The 14,718-nt window shown below is 68.2% G+C and carries 15 protein-coding genes; 10 read left to right on the top strand and 5 right to left on the bottom strand.

Annotated elements, in window-relative coordinates:
- Window positions 1–9 precede the first annotated feature (9 nt).
- From sctX to AC6LKG_RS06625, 6 genes are read left to right on the top strand one after another with little or no spacing between them, the layout of a single operon-like run.
- Entirely contained in the window at window positions 10–417 is a 408-nt protein-coding gene (gene sctX / locus AC6LKG_RS06650; protein WP_498163602.1) for a type III secretion apparatus assembly protein SctX, read from the top strand.
- Window positions 418–425: 8 nt separating this feature from the next.
- The gene (gene sctY / locus AC6LKG_RS06645) at window positions 426–785 is read left to right on the top strand and encodes a type III secretion apparatus assembly chaperone SctY (RefSeq protein ID WP_498163601.1); all 360 of its coding nucleotides are present in this window, start codon (window positions 426–428) and stop codon (window positions 783–785) included.
- A gap of 8 nt (window positions 786–793) precedes the next feature.
- Window positions 794–2,887, top strand: coding sequence for a type III secretion system export apparatus subunit SctV (gene sctV, locus AC6LKG_RS06640; RefSeq protein ID WP_498163600.1), 2,094 nt, complete (start codon window positions 794–796; stop codon window positions 2,885–2,887).
- Between the two features lie 28 nt (window positions 2,888–2,915).
- Window positions 2,916–4,238, top strand: coding sequence for a type III secretion system inner membrane ring subunit SctD (sctD, locus tag AC6LKG_RS06635; protein ID WP_498163599.1), 1,323 nt, complete (start codon window positions 2,916–2,918; stop codon window positions 4,236–4,238).
- Window positions 4,239–4,260: 22 nt separating this feature from the next.
- Entirely contained in the window at window positions 4,261–4,533 is a 273-nt protein-coding gene (locus tag AC6LKG_RS06630; RefSeq protein WP_498163598.1) for an EscE/YscE/SsaE family type III secretion system needle protein co-chaperone, read from the top strand.
- A 10-nt stretch (window positions 4,534–4,543) separates the two neighbouring features.
- On the top strand, window positions 4,544–4,810 hold the full coding sequence (locus AC6LKG_RS06625) for an EscF/YscF/HrpA family type III secretion system needle major subunit (RefSeq protein ID WP_025137564.1): 267 nt from the start codon (window positions 4,544–4,546) through the stop codon (window positions 4,808–4,810).
- A gap of 33 nt (window positions 4,811–4,843) precedes the next feature.
- Here the strand turns inward: AC6LKG_RS06625 and AC6LKG_RS06620 are convergent, their stop codons facing one another.
- Window positions 4,844–5,287, bottom strand: coding sequence for a type III secretion system chaperone (locus AC6LKG_RS06620; RefSeq protein WP_498163597.1), 444 nt, complete (start codon window positions 5,285–5,287; stop codon window positions 4,844–4,846).
- A 166-nt stretch (window positions 5,288–5,453) separates the two neighbouring features.
- Here AC6LKG_RS06620 and AC6LKG_RS06615 point away from each other — a divergent pair, with 166 nt between their 5' ends.
- Both AC6LKG_RS06615 and AC6LKG_RS06610 read left to right on the top strand, forming a co-directional pair.
- On the top strand, window positions 5,454–6,371 hold the full coding sequence (locus AC6LKG_RS06615) for a hypothetical protein (protein WP_498163596.1): 918 nt from the start codon (window positions 5,454–5,456) through the stop codon (window positions 6,369–6,371).
- On the top strand, window positions 6,368–8,161 hold the full coding sequence (locus AC6LKG_RS06610) for a patatin-like phospholipase family protein (protein ID WP_498163595.1): 1,794 nt from the start codon (window positions 6,368–6,370) through the stop codon (window positions 8,159–8,161). The genes AC6LKG_RS06615 and AC6LKG_RS06610 overlap by 4 nt, the downstream gene beginning before the upstream one ends.
- Before the next feature lie 22 nt (window positions 8,162–8,183).
- Here the strand turns inward: AC6LKG_RS06610 and AC6LKG_RS06605 are convergent, their stop codons facing one another.
- Together AC6LKG_RS06605 and AC6LKG_RS06600 are read right to left on the bottom strand one after the other, a co-directional pair.
- Entirely contained in the window at window positions 8,184–9,662 is a 1,479-nt protein-coding gene (locus AC6LKG_RS06605; RefSeq protein ID WP_498163594.1) for a glutamate-cysteine ligase family protein, read from the bottom strand.
- Window positions 9,659–10,576 (bottom strand): LysR substrate-binding domain-containing protein, encoded by a 918-nt coding sequence (locus tag AC6LKG_RS06600; RefSeq protein WP_498163593.1) that lies wholly within the window; start codon window positions 10,574–10,576, stop codon window positions 9,659–9,661. Before AC6LKG_RS06600 ends, AC6LKG_RS06605 begins: the two co-directional genes overlap by 4 nt.
- A gap of 143 nt (window positions 10,577–10,719) precedes the next feature.
- Here AC6LKG_RS06600 and AC6LKG_RS06595 point away from each other — a divergent pair, with 143 nt between their 5' ends.
- Together AC6LKG_RS06595 and AC6LKG_RS06590 are read left to right on the top strand one after the other, a co-directional pair.
- On the top strand, window positions 10,720–11,712 hold the full coding sequence (locus AC6LKG_RS06595) for a Bug family tripartite tricarboxylate transporter substrate binding protein (RefSeq protein ID WP_498163592.1): 993 nt from the start codon (window positions 10,720–10,722) through the stop codon (window positions 11,710–11,712).
- A gap of 29 nt (window positions 11,713–11,741) precedes the next feature.
- Window positions 11,742–13,007, top strand: coding sequence for a hypothetical protein (locus tag AC6LKG_RS06590; RefSeq protein WP_498163591.1), 1,266 nt, complete (start codon window positions 11,742–11,744; stop codon window positions 13,005–13,007).
- Window positions 13,008–13,045: 38 nt separating this feature from the next.
- Here AC6LKG_RS06590 and AC6LKG_RS06585 read toward each other — a convergent pair whose 3' ends face one another.
- Both AC6LKG_RS06585 and AC6LKG_RS06580 read right to left on the bottom strand, forming a co-directional pair.
- Entirely contained in the window at window positions 13,046–13,696 is a 651-nt protein-coding gene (locus AC6LKG_RS06585) for a DsbA family oxidoreductase (protein ID WP_498163590.1), read from the bottom strand.
- Between the two features lie 119 nt (window positions 13,697–13,815).
- Window positions 13,816–14,709 carry a LysR family transcriptional regulator gene (locus AC6LKG_RS06580; protein WP_498163589.1) on the bottom strand — a complete coding sequence of 298 codons (894 nt, stop codon included), beginning with the start codon at window positions 14,707–14,709 and terminating at the stop codon, window positions 13,816–13,818.
- Window positions 14,710–14,718 lie beyond the last annotated feature (9 nt).

The following is a 14,718-nucleotide window of genomic DNA, read 5'->3' as shown; positions in this document are numbered from 1 at the left end:
CCCCACACCATGTCCGATATGCGCATCAGTGGTTTCGCCTTCGACCGCGGACTGGACGGCATTTCCTATGCCGGCCGCGAAGCCGCGGGCCAGCACCTGCCGGAACGCCAGGAACTGGCCCCGCCCACAGACGGCGTCAAGGCGCAACTGGCCCAGTTGCTCGACACCCCCAATACCGACCGCCATCTCGACCAGCAACTGCGTCCCGGCATCGCCAACCGCGACCTGCTGCTGCCCGGCAAGTTCGCGCAGGCCCTGCATTCGACGCTGGACAGTCTGGCGGCCGCGGCCGAGCAGCGCCAGGACGTCAGTCCGGAGGAGGCGCGCGCGCTGAACCGCGCGGTGCGGTTGCTCAAGGATGAAGCCGGCCTGCGCGACCTGGTCACCATGTATCGCAGCGCGCTGTACCAGGGATGAACGCTTCCATGCCCCTGTCGCCCGATGCGCGCGAGCTGCTCAGCCTGCTGGCCTATGTCTACCTCGAAAACAACCGGCCCGAAAAGGCCGCCGTGCTGCTGCAGGCACTGCGCACGCTGGGACTGGCCGACGCGCGCCAGCTCGCCACCCTGGCGCTGGCGCAACTGCGCGCCGGCAAACCGGACACGGCCCTGTCGACCCTGGACCAGTTGGCCATGCAGGGCGGCGTCGACGCGCCCTTCCACCTGATCCGCTCGCAGGCCCTGCTGGCCCTGGAACGCCGCGACGAGGCCGCCGCGGCCATGCGCGCCTATGTTGCCCTGCGGCCCGCCCCGGCGGTCGCCCCCACCGAAGCAGAAACGACTTGAGCCGCCCCATGCAAGCCCTGAACCGCGTCGTCGCCGCCGCCACCAGCCGCAACGATATCGTCCTGGCGGTGCTGATCGTCTCGATCATCTTCATGATGATCCTGCCGCTGCCGACGGCCCTGGTCGACGTGCTTATCGGCACCAACATGACGCTCTCGGCCATCCTGCTGATGGTGGCGATGTACCTGCCGTCGCCGCTGGCGTTTTCCTCGTTCCCGTCGGTGCTGCTGGTCACCACCCTGTTCCGCCTGGGCATTTCGATCGCCACCACCCGCCTGATCCTGCTGCAGGGCGATGCCGGCCACATCATCGAAACCTTCGGCAACTTCGTGGTCGGGGGCAACCTCATCGTCGGCCTGGTGGTGTTCCTGATCCTCACCATCGTGCAGTTCGTCGTCATCACCAAGGGCGCCGAGCGCGTGGCCGAAGTGGCGGCGCGCTTCTCGCTGGACGCCATGCCCGGCAAGCAGATGTCGATCGACGCCGACCTGCGCGCCGGCACCATCGACATGGACGAGGCGCGCAAGCGCCGCTCGCTGGTGGAAAAGGAAAGCCAGCTCTATGGCGCCATGGACGGCGCCATGAAGTTCGTCAAGGGCGACGCCATCGCCGGCCTCATCATCGTCGCGGTCAACCTGCTGGGCGGCATTCTCATCGGCACCATGCAGCGCGGCCTGTCCGCCGGCGAAGCGGTGCAGGTGTACTCGATCCTGACGATCGGCGACGGCCTGATCGCGCAGATCCCGGCCCTGTTCATCGCCATCTGCGCCGGCATCATCGTCACCCGGGTGCAGACCGGCGACGGCCCCTCCAACGTCGGCAAGGACATCGGCGCCCAGGTGCTGGCGCAGCCGCGCGCGCTGCTGATCGCCGCCGCCATCGCGGTCGGCATGGGCCTGATCCCGGGCATGCCGACCCTGACCTTCCTGGCGCTGGCCGCGGTGGTCGGCACCATCGGCTTCGTGCTGCTGCGCGGCACCCGCAAGGTGGTGGACGAAAAGACCGGCGAGATCACCGAAATCCCGGCGCTGGCGGCCGACGGCCAGAAGCCGCAAGCCAAGCCGCGCGCCGACGGCAGCGCCGAATTCGCGCCCACGCTGCCGTTGATGATCGATGTGGCCGCCGCGCTGCAACGCAGCTTCGATGCCGATGAACTCAACGACGAACTGCTCAAGATCCGCCGCGCCCTGTATTTCGACCTGGGCGTGCCGTTCCCGGGGATCCAGTTGCGCTTCAACGACGCCCTGCCGCCCGACAGCTACAACATCCTGCTGTCCGAGGTGCCGGTGTCCCAGGGCAAGCTGCGCCCGGGGTCGGTGCTGGTGCGCGACACCGAGCAGAACCTGCAGGCGCTGCAGGTGCCTTACGAAACCGACAAGCGCTTCCTGCCGAACATCCCCACGCTGTGGGTCGATGCCAGCCTGGCGCCGACCCTGTCGGCGGCCGGCATTCCATTCCTGGACCCGCACCAGGTGCTGACCTGGCACCTGGCCTTCGTGTTGAAAAAGTACTCGTCGGATTTCATCGGCATCCAGGAAACCCGCTTCCTGCTGACCGCCATGGAAGACCGCTTCCCCGATTTGGTCAAGGAAGCCCTGCGCGTGATGCCGGTGCAGAAAATCGCTGAAATCCTGCAACGGCTGGTGTCCGAGGACATCTCGGTGCGCAACCTGCGCGCGGTGCTGGAAGCCCTGATCGAATGGGGCCAGAAGGAAAAGGACTCGGTGCTGCTGACCGAATACGTGCGCGTCTCGCTCAAGCGCCATATCAGCTACAAGTATTCCAGCGGCCAGAATATCCTGCCGGCCTACCTGCTGGCGCCCAACGTCGAGGAAACCGTGCGCGGCGCCATCCGCCAGACCTCCGCGGGCAGTTACCTGGCGCTCGATCCCAATGCCTCCAAGAAACTGGTGGACAACATCAAGCGCGTCACCGGCGACCTGGCGGCGGCGGCGCAAAAGCCGGTACTGCTGACCTCGATGGACATCCGCCGCTACCTGCGCAAGATGATCGAACAGGACCTGTACGAGCTGCCCGTGCTGTCCTACCAGGAGCTGACGCAGGAAATCAACGTGCAGCCGCTGGCCAGGGTGGACTTGTGAATACGCCCGCAACCGGAGGCCTCCCGTCATGAGCGAAGCGCTGGAACTGCGCGTGCTCTCAGGCGTACACCGCGACGCCCGCTGCCTGGTGGCGGATGGCTCGCTCGTGGGCGCCGATCCGGCCTGCGACATCGTCCTGGCCGAAGACGGCATGGGGCCGCGCGCCGCGCGGGTGCGCATCGGCGAAGGCGGCTGGGACCTGGCGCTGGACGACGCCGCGCCCGCCCAGCAGCCGGCCACCCCGTTCAACCGCCCGGTGCCGCTGGGCCCGGTCTGGATCACGGTGGCGCGCCGCGGCGATCCCTGGACCAACGCGCCCGACGCCGCCAACGATGCCCTTGCCCCGGCCGCGGCCGAGGCCGAGGCGGCGCCCGGGCCGGTGCCGCCAGCCAGCGCCGACGAGGCCGCGCGCCCGCAGGAACGCCGTCCGCCACCGCCCGCGCCCCTGCGCCGCAAACGCGACTCCTGGCCGATGCTGCTGGGCCTGGGCGCGGTGGTGCTGACCATCATCGTCGCCATCTTCCTGGCCCTGATGCCGCAGTCGACCGCCAGGCGCGCGCCGCAGGTCGACCCGCGCCTGGCCGCCGCCGAGAAGTCCGTGGGACAGATCTCCGCCATCTTCGAGCGCATGGGCCTGGCCTCGCGGCTGCACGTGTCGATGGCGCGCAATGGCATGGTGACGGTGTCGGGCTGGGTCCGCAACGCGGCCGAACAGGACGCGGTGGCGGCGGCGCTGTCGCAGGTGTGGCCGATGCCGGCGATGCGCATCAGCAATGAGGAGGATGTGGTGCGCACGGCCCGCGGCGCGCTGCGCGCCTTCAACGTGCGCTACGAACCGCGCTACGAAGGTGACGGCCGGCTGGTGGTGGCCGGCATCGCCAGCAGCGCGCGCGAACGCGCCTCGGCGCTGGACGCGCTGCGGGCACAGTTGCCCGGCATGACGGTGCTGGGCAACGACATCGCCCTGACGCAGCAGCTCAGCGATACGCTGTCGAGCGAGCTGGTGGACGCCGGCCTGTCCGGCATCACGCTGACCTGGAAGCCCGACCACCTGGAAATCGCCGCGGGCGCGCTCGACGACGAGCAGCAGGCGCGCCTGCGCGACGTGCTGGACGACTTCAACCAGAGTCACCTGGGCGTTGCCAGGCTAGCGGCCGCCAGTGCCGCGCCGACCGCCGACAGCGTACCTTTCGTGATCCGCAGCGTCGTCGGCGGAGCGCAACCCTTTATCGTCCTGGAAGACGGCAGTAAGCTGCTGGTAGGCGGCGTCTACCGCAAGTACCGCCTGGTCGCCGTGGAAAACACCCGCATCATCTTCGAAGGCCCGCGCACCGCCATCGTGACGCGCTGACCCCCTTGACCGCCCCTGTCCCATGAACCCTGCCACCGCCCTCACCGAACTGGAACAACGCCTCGCCGGCCCCGACGGCGCGGCGCTGTGCGCGACGTTGGCGCAACGGCTCATCGCCCTGGAACACCATGCCTGCCGGCAACTGGACTCGGGCCTGGTGCCCGTCGCGTTCCAGCAATGCCAGGCGGTGGCGCAAGCCGCCGCCGCCGCGCGCGAAGTACTGGCCGGAATTGCGCCGGCCGCCGCCCCCGGCGCCGCCGCGCCGGCCGCTCCCCCCTTCCCCCTGACCCGCTAGGAGACGCAACATGGCCCTGAACGGACTGACCGGCTCGTCCGGACTGAATTTCAACAGTGTCAACAACACCATCTACGACAGCATCCGCTCGCAGGAAAGCAATCTGCAGACGACCTTGTCGAACATGCGCACCAACGCCGACGGCAGCGTGTCGCAGGCCGACATGCTGAAGATGCAGCAACAAGTGCAGCAGTGGACCATGCTGATCGAGATCCAGAGCACCATCACCAAGCAGATCGCGGATTCGCTCAAGGGCGTGATCCAGAAGGCCAGTTGAAGCGGGCAGCGGCCTGGCGCACGCCGGCGCGCCCTAGACCGACTGCATCATGAAGGCGGGATTGCGCCGCAGCGCATCGACCTCGGGTTCGGCGCGCGCGATGCGCTTTTCCCAGGCCTCGACCTGGTTGAGCAGCGCCTCGATGGCGGCCAGCAGCGTGTCTGCGCCGCATTGCTCGCGCGCCACGCCCAGTTGCAGGTGCATGCGGCCGTCCGGCGCGGCACAGGCCACCACGCCGCCAGCGGCCTGCAGGAAATTTCCCTGCGCCGCCAGCAAGGCCTGCGCGCCATCCATCCTGCCCCCGCCCACCGCGCACGACAGCAGGATCTGGCCACGCGCGCCATGCGCCATCAGTTGCACCAGATGACGGCCGTCGAACGCCAGTTGGCACAGCCCGCCCTCGGCGGGCGCCAGGGCGGGAATGCCGAGTGCCTGGCCAAGCTCGGATAGCACCTGGGCGAAGTGGGAATCTGACACGGTAACGGTATTGCGCCTCCGGCGGCCATCAAAGGCGCGGCGTCGGGGCGCGGAATTGAAGAGTCGACATTATTGCACCCGCGGCGCGCGAATCCCAAGCCTTGGCAGGGAACCCGCGCACGGTCTGCTGTTACTCAAAGGGTGATTTCCACTCCGCGAGTTCAACATGGCGCAAAACTCCCTCTCCGACATCGCGCAGGCCGCCGCCCAGTACGCGCACGCGCATTTCCACGCGGGCGACACACAGACACCGGCGCAATGGTCGGTACCGGTGGACGAACACCACCAGATCGGCATGACGCGCAATGCGCATGACGGCAGCATCGTGTTCAGCGCCTGGCGCCATGCCTTCGGCGACGCCCCCGGCTTCGACGACCCGCAAGGCGAGGCACTGCTGCGCCGCAGCTTCGATACGCGCCTGGCCGCCGGCCTGATCGGCGGCATCTCGCCGGAATTGGGGCCTTGCCTCAGCCTGCCGCTGTTTGCGGCCTGCGATGCGCAGGCGCTGCATGACATCGCCGAATACTTGCTGCGCACGCTCGACCACCTGCAACACGACGAACCGCAAGCCACCCCGTCCGCCCCCCCGCTGCCGCGCGGCCCGCAAGGCGACGCGCGCCAGGCCGAACGCGACCTGGCGCGCCTGGCGCTGGCCTGCGGACTGGAAGCGCTGCCCGCTGGCGCGCGCCAGTTCGACCTGCTGTTCGACGACCTGCCAGGACGCGTCACCCTGCATCCCGGCAACCGGTTGCTGGTAACGGACTTCTTCCTGCACGATGGCGCCGCGCTGCAGGGCTCACTGCGCCGCGCCGTCATCAAAAGCGCGCTGCTGATCAACCAGAACGCGTTGCGCGGTCACGCTTACGTGGCCGCCCTGGACAGCCGCCAGTTCTTCACCGCCACCGGCCGCATCGCGCTCGAGCGGCTCGATGATGACACCTGGCCGCGCTGGTTGCAGTACCAGGTCACGCAAGCGCTCGACACGCGCGCGCTGGTGCGCGGTCTGGCGCTCGAAGGCGCGCAGATATCGTATGGCGCCCCCGCCGCAGCCACCGGCGCCCCGCTTCCGGGAGCGCTGGCATGAACAATATCTCCAATGCCATCCAGAGCAGCGCCGCCGCCGCCGTCTGGCAACCCCCCGCGCAGCCGCCCACGTCCCTGCTGGGCCAGCTCAAGGGCCTGTTCGTCACGCCCGATCGCAACGGCGCGCACCTGGACGCCGCGCGGCAATCGTTCGAACAGTATTTCGAGCGGGAAACCAGCGCGCTGGCCAACATGATGGGCCCCAAGGGCATCGAGCACTTCGCCAGCGACGTGCAGGCCCGGTTCGAATCGATCGTCCAGCGCACCTTCGACGCCCTGCCACGCAAGGAAGACGGCTCGGTCGGCGGCAAGGACTTCGCCAGCGCCATGAAGTCCGCCGGCAAGCAGGCGGCGATGGCGCTGGATCGCCTCAAGGTCGACGCGGCCCGCTCCGAACTGCTGTCCAACCTGGGGCCGGCGGACATGCGGCCGCAGATCATTGCGCGCGGCGACAAATTCGTCGTTATCCGCCCCGCGCCACAGCTCGAGAACATGGTGCTGCGCGGCGGCGGCGCCAAGGGCATCGGCTACAGCGCCGGACTGGACCAGATGGAAAAGGCCGGCATGCTCGCCGGCGTCAAGCACCTGGCCGGCTCCTCGGCGGGCGCGCTCACCGCAACCTGCCTGGCCGCCGGCCTGAGCGCGGCCCAGTTCGAAACCGGCCCTGCCGAAGCGCTGTTCCGGCCGGGAGTGCTGGATGCGCTGCGCGGTGGCGCCGACCTGGCGCGCATCTATCCGGACCTGCAACTGCAAGACGGCCTGGCGCCGGCCGTCAACTCGCTCAAGGCGGTCGACCAGGCCACCGTGCAAAGCGTGCAGCGCTATCTGTCGGCACACTGGAACACCGAAGCCTTCCAGGACAAGCTGGTGGCGCTGGCCGACCGCGGGCAACTGGACGGGCGGCAGCTCGAGCGCCTGACCACCCTGCAGCAGTTGCCCGACTTCGACCAGGACCACAAAGACAACATGATCACGTTCGGCGACCTCAAGCTGCTGAACCAGTTGGCGCCGGACAAATTCAAGCAGCTCACCCTTACCGGCTGGAACAAGACCGACCAGCGCGAGGAATACTTCAGCGCCGAAAGCACGCCGGACATGCCGGTGGCCTACGCCGCCCGCATTTCGATGGCGTTCCCGGTCGCGTTCAAGGCCGTGGCCATCGATACCCCCGATCAAGGCAGAAAGGTCTATGCCGACGGCGGCATCGGCAGCAACATGCCCTCGGAAGTCTTCACCCACCCCGCCGATGCCCTGGGCGTGCCGACCGCGCTGGCCGGCGAAGCGCTGGCGCAGACGCGGGCGCGCACCCTGTTGCTGACTTTCGACCAGAACGGCAAGGCCTACCAGATCATGCATGGCGGTCCGCCACAGCGGCCCGAGCCGGGTGTGCTGGGCAAGATCAAGTCGTTCTTCGTCAATCTGATCACCAGCCATCCCGACCAGGCCGGCACCAGCCATGCCGACCGGATCAAGATCCGGGACGCCGGCCCCAATGCGCTGCCTGTATTCCACGGCGGCATCGGCACGCTGACCTCGCACATCAGCGATGAGGCCCAGCACCAGGCCCATATGCTGTCTGCCTGGAAGTCGCTGGAACAGATCGACGCCCGGACCCAGCAGGCCTACGCCATGGAATGCGACGATCTGGAGGAATTGGCGGGTCTGCTGACCGACGACGAAAAGCGGGCGCTGCGTAGCGGCCCGGCACCGGATGGCCCGCAACAGCGCTTGCTGGCCCTGCTCGATGCGAATCAGGCGCCGGGGCCGGACCCGCTGCTGGCGCGCGCCTGAACGCGCCGAGTCCGCCCGACTCTCAAAGCGGCACCACGGCCCTGGCGCGGCATACCCGCGCCAGCCGGTCGGCCGCGCCGGCGTGCTCGCGCCACAGGCGCAGCAGGCGGTCCGCGCCGGTGCAACGCGCGTCCAGCGCATGCTTGGCGTAGGCCAGCCAATGGCGCTCGTGCGGCGCCAGCCCGCCCTCGGCCACCGCCAGCACCTCGGTGGCCAGGTCGAACACGGCGGCATCGTGCAGCGCGTCGCGGATCGCATCGGCGCGCATGGCGCGCAACCGCAGCCATCCCCATGACCGCAGCAGATCCTCGGCCTGCGACAGATTGCGCATCAGCCCCAATTGCAGGGCGGACGGCGCCATCACCAAGGTGGCCGCCACTTCCGCGCCGGCCTCCTCCAGCAGTTGCGCGTCGGCGAAACCCGCCCCCGGCGCGCGGCCCTCGATATAGCCGCTGGCGCCCAGGCGTTCGTACAGGTCTTCGATGCCGCCCGGCTGGCGCCAGGCCTCGCGCAATGCCTCCAGGGGAAGCGGCGCCGCCAGGCGGTAGCGCCAGCGCGCATCGAGAAAATGCGCGAACTGCGAATACTCGAAATGCCCGCCCTGCGGCGAGACCGTCACCCATTCGCCGGTATCCGAGCGCCGCCCCCGCCAGCCATCGGAGGCCAGGAATACCGCCAGCGACGGCGCCCCGCTCAGGTATACGCCGGTGGCGGACTTGTAGCCCGCGTCCGCCGCCAACGGCAGGCAACGGCTGGCCGTGCCAGGGGCGAACATCCAGCGGAAATAATCGCCCAGGTCCACGAACGGACGCTCGGGCAGGCGTTGCAGATAGTGATCGCCGGCATAGCGCGAATACCGGAACATGCGATCCCATACCGTCAACCGGTTTTCCTTCAATCCGGTGACGCGGCCATTTTCCAGCGGGCTGTTGGCGAACAGCGCGATACTGGCGGGCGCCAGGGCCAGCACCACGTTCAGCGCCCGCGCGGCCTGCCCTATCGCCACCGACGTGCAGGGGCTGTTCTGGGCCTTGGCGTCGATCCCGACGCGATGCAGCCATTCCCGGTGACCGACCAGTTCGCGGTAGATCGGGCGCGGCACGTGCGCCGCCGCGTACCAACGCGGATCCAGGGTGCAATCGGGATGTTCCGAGACGTTCAGCAATAGCGCGTCTTCGCCGGCCAGCGCCTCGCAGGCATCGCGCAATTCGCGGCTGGCGCGCCGCGCCAGCTCCGCCAGGCCGCCCTGCGCCTCGGACACCGGCGCAAACGCGGTCTCCAGCAAGTTGAAGCCATTGTCCAGGCCGCTCTCGCCGGCCGCGACCGACACGCCCACGGCGCGCCCGCCAAGGCGCTCCAGCCGCGGCGCCTCGCCACGCGCGGCCTTGATGGCGGCGAGCGCCTCGAAATAGCCACCCACCGCGTGGCTGGCGCCGCTGTCGCGCCGCGCCACCGCCATTTCCATCTCCAATCCCAACGTCTGTCCGGCGCGCGGCGTCATCGTGCCGCTCCGGCGGGATGGGCCATGCCCTGGAAGCGCCGCGTCAGGATTTCGACGAATGACTCGGTCACGGCCGAAGGCGCCGTCTGCGCCGGATAGGCCATGCAGACCCGCACCGGCAGCCGCGGGGCGAACGGCCGTATCGCCAGTTGCTGCGCGAAGACTTCGGCAATGTACGGATTGACGATGCCCAGGCCGGTGCCGGCCGCGGCCAGGGCGCAGATCGTCGATGAATAGGTGGTCTCGATCTCGGACGCCGGCTGCACATGATGCGCCAGCATTGCGCCACGCAACTGCAGGTAGACATCATCGTCGGCATTCAACACCAGCAGCCGGCGCTCGTTCAGATCGGTGATGCCGATGGCCGGCAGGGTGGCCAGCGGATGATCCGGCCGCATCACGCAGACCGCCGCGCTCTCGTGCAGGCTCTGCAGCGACAGGTGCGCGCCCTCCAGCGGCACGGTCGTCACCACGACGTCATAGGTGCCGTGCAACAGGCCCTCGCGCAGGTATTGGCTGCCCACCGTCTGCATGTTGATGTGCACGTCGGGATAACGCTGCGCGAACTCCTCGACCGCGCCCGGCAGCATGCCCAGGCCCAGTGCCGGCGTGCAGGCCAGCCGCAATACGCCGCTGCCGCTGCGGCGCATGGCGGCGACACGGTCCTCGATGCGTTCCAGGCCAACGAAGTGCCGCTTGACCGTATCGAACAGGTCCTTGGCTTCGCGGGTCGGCCGCAGGCGGCCGCGCTCCATGTCGAACAGTTTCAGGCCGCTGGCCTGTTGCGCCTGCGCCAGCAGGCGGCTGATCGACGGTTGCGTGGTGCGCAGCATTTGCGCCGCGCCGGTGGTGGTGCCCGCCAGCATTACCGCATGGAAGGCTTCGATCTGACGGAAATTCAGCGGTCGGCTCATGGCTGCGCAGAGTATGGCAAACCTGCATAGCCTATGCTGAAAAAAGAATTTTTTCAAATACTTGGGCGACTCCTACACTCGTGGCTCGCAGGGTGCATGCCATCGTGCGCCCCTTCAAAAACCAACCGCTGTAGGGAAATACCATGCACTCATGCCGTCCCTGGCGCCGCCGCGCCCTGCAAGCCGTTTGCCTGACCCTGGCGAGCGCGGCCCTGCCGTTCGCCGCGCGCGCCCAAGCCAATTATCCGGACCGTCCGCTACGCATCATCGTACCCTTCACGGCCGGCGGCAGCTCGGACATACAGGGTCGCCTGCTGGCCGAGCACCTGGCCAAGCACTATGGCCAGTCGGTCGTGGTCGAGAACCGGCCCGGCGCGGGCGGCCACATCGGCGGCAAATACGTGGCCGAGTCCGGCCCCGACGGTTATACCCTGCTGCTCGGCTCCATCGGCCTGCATGCCACCTACGGCGTCTACAAGACCCTCAACTACCGGCCCGCCGATGACCTCAAGCTGATCACCGTGGTCGCCGAGATGCCGCACGTCGTCGTGGCCAACCCCACGCTCGCCGCCAACACCCTGGCCGAGCTCACCGCGCAGGCCAAGGCCAATCCCGAGACACTGCACTTCGGTTCGGCCGGCGTGGGCTCCTCGGTGCACATGGTGGGAGAACTCTACAAGTCCGCCACCCAGGCGCCGATCATGCACATTCCCTACCGCGGCAGCTCGGCCGCCATCAACGACCTGCTGGGCGGCCAGATCCAACTGCTGTTCGAGAACGTGCCCACCACTATCGGCTACATCCGGACCGGCAAGCTCAAGGCCCTGGCCATCACCGGCGCCACGCGCTCGGCCGCCCTGCCCGACGTTCCCACGGCCGCCGAAGCCGGCGTGCCGGGCCTGACCGTGACCTCCTGGACCACGCTGGCGGCCAGCAAGGACGTGCCCGACGCGCTGATCGACAAGATCAGCGCCGACCTGCGCCGCGTCTACGCCGATCCCGCGTTCCGCGCCGGCCTGGAGCGCCTGGGCATGACCCCGGTGGGCAACAGTCCGGCCGAGGCCCGCGCCTTCGTCGAACGCGAACGCGCGCGCTGGAACCAGGTCATCGAAGCCGGGCACATCAGCGCCGGTTGACTTCCCCTTCTCCCACATTGACGCATCGCATGACCAAACCCGCCATCGCCTGCCGCCGCCTGGGCGGTCCGCCCGGCCATCACTTCTTCGGCTACTACAACAAGACCGTCTGGCATCGCGACGGCCGCTACCTGCTGGCCCATCGCGTGCCCGCCAAGGATGCGCGGCTCACGCCCGGACTGCGCGCCGAGGTCGGCTACTTCGACCTCGGCGATGGCGAGCGCTATCGCGCGGTCGGCGCCACCACCGCCTGGAACTGGCAGATGGGCAGCCAGTTGCAATGGCTGGACGGCCTGGCCGAACCGCAACTGATCTACAACTGCCGCCGCGACGACGACAGCGGCTTCTATCCCGGCTTTCGCTCGGCCGTGCACAACCTCGCCACAGGCGAAACCCGCCACCTGCCGCTGCCGATCTATGTCGCCGCGCCCAACAGCCGCTACGCGCTGTGCGTGGATTACCGCAGGCTCTACATCACGCACCAGACCATCGGCTACAGCGAGCACGCGCCTGGCCCCGTCGCCAACGCCCCGGCCGACGACGGCATCCACGCGCTCGACCTCGCCAGCGGCGACCACCGCCTGCTGGTCAGTTACGCCGACCTGCGCAGCTTCCATCCGCGCGCCTCGATGGAACGCGCCATCCACTGGGTCAGCCACATCGAGGTCAACCCCTCGTCCTCGCGCATCCTGTTCCTGCACCGCTGGACCGAGCGGGTCGAAGACGAAACCTGCTTCCTGCACCGCCTCATCACCATCAACCCGGACGGCAGCGACATGCGCCTGCTGGAGTGTTCCGACCACCCCCTGCCGCAACTGGCCGCCGACTTCGACCCGAACGCGGTCGGCACCTTCGACTACGAGAAGTCGGAATACCAGATCTCGCATCCGCTGTGGCGCGACGACCGTTCGATTATCGTCTGGGGACCGCACGCCGGCAGCATCCACTACCACTTGTACGAAGACGCCGACGGCGGCGCGGTGCAGGTGGTGGGCGACGGCATCCTCACCGAAAACGGCCACATGACCTTCTCGCCCGTGGACACTCGCTGGCTGCTGAGCGACACCTACCCCGATCCCGTCACTCACGAACGCGTCCTGTTCCTGTACGACATGACAACCGGGCAGCGCCATGACCTCGGCAGCTTCTACGCCGACCCCGAGTTGTCCAAGGAAAACCGCTGCGACCTGCATCCCCGCTGGAGCCGTGATGGCACCCAGGTCTGCATCGACTCGGTGCACGAAGGCGAGCGGCAGATGTACGTGCTGGACGTCGCGCCGATCGTGCGGGCCTGAACCCGGCGGCGGCGCGCGCCAATGGCGTCGCCCGCCGCTCAGCCCTCGCGCGCCACCTGGCGCAGCGCCTGCTCGAACACGTCCGGCGGCTGTCCGCCGGACACCAGGTACTTGCCGTTCAGAATCACCGACGGCACCGACGTGATGCCGCGGTCGCGCCACTCGGCCTCTTCCTTGCGCACCTCTTCGGTGTAGCGGCCCGAGGCCAGCACCGCGCGCGCCTCGGCCGCATCCAGGCCGGCGTCGGCCGCCGCCTGCACCAGCACCTCGACGTCGCTGGTGTCCTGGTTGTCGTAGTGATAGGTCTCCAGCAGGCGCTTCTTCAGCGCCGTCTGGCTGCCCTGCCCTTCCAGGCCTGCCCAGTACAGCAGGCGATGGGCATCGAAGGTATTGAACGAGCGGTTGTCATCGGCCATGCGCATGCGCATGCCGACGGCCGCCGCGCGTTCGCTGATGACCTTGCGATTGGCCTGCACCTGCTCGCGGCTGTAGCCGTACTTCGCCATGAGCCGTTCGATGGTGTTCTGCCCGCCGCCGGGCATGTCGGGGTTCAGTTCGAACGGCTGGAAGCGCAACTCGACCTCGGCATCGTCGCGCACGCGCTCGATCGCGGCCAGCAGACCTCCCAGGCCGACCGCGCACCAGGGGCAGGCAACGTCGGACACGAAATCGATGATGATCTTGGACATGGCAATCTCCGGGAACAGACGGCTAGCGTAGAACATTGCGGCGCGCGGTCATGCAAAAGCCCTGGGCCTGCCAGGGATTCAGGAGGCCGACCGCGACCGCCCGCGCGCCGGCCGGCGGGTCAATCCTCGCTCGCCACCGCCCGCAACGCATCGATCAGCAACTCCGCCGGCCGCGACAACGAGCGGCCCGAGCGCCGCAGGATACCGATGAACCGATACAGCGGTGGGTCCTCGATCGAAATGCGGCGCAGGCGGTTGGCATCGCCGCTGCGCACCACCAGTTCGGAAAGCACGGCCACCCCCAGCCCCTGGGCCGCCATCGCCATGATGGTCGAGTTGTAGACGGCCTCGTAGGCTGCCGGCAACGATATCCGGTGCTTGTCGGCCGCGGCTTCGATATGCATGCGAATGCTGCTCTCCCTGACCGGCAGGATCAGCGGCGGCCCGGCCAGTTCCCTGAGTGTCACGCTGTCGCGCGTGGTCCACGGATAGTCGGGCGCGACGAAGGCGCAGAAACGGTCGGTCATCAACTTTTCCCACACCAGTTCCTGGTCGCGCTTGACCGGGCTGCCCACGCCGAAATCCACCTCGCCATTGCGGATCAGGTAGGTCAGGCGGGCCGCGACGGTGTCGCGTATGCGCACCGTGATGCGCGGGTATTCACGGTTCAGCCGATGAATCGCGCGAGGCAACAGGCCGGCAGCCACCGACGGCAAGGCCGCGACGGTCACCGTGCCGCGATCCGGATCGTTCGCATCCCGGGCGTAGGTGACCAGGTCTTCGATTTCCACGACCAGGCGTTCGATGCGGGAGAAAAGCTCCTGGCCCTGGGGCGTGAGATTGACGCTTCTGCGGTTGCGGTCGAACAACTGCGTACGCAAGTGCGTCTCGAGCTGCTGGATCTGAATCGTCAGCGCCGACTGGGAAATGTTCAGTTCGTACGCGGCGCGCGTGAAATTGCCCAGACGCGCAATGGCAAGAAACGCACGCAACTGCTTGAGATCGCCCAGCATTGACGAAAT

Source organism: Achromobacter sp. 46006, from assembly GCF_059761975.1.
The sequence above is the reverse complement of the archived record's forward strand: the minus strand, read 5'-3'. Positions and strand labels throughout refer to the sequence as shown.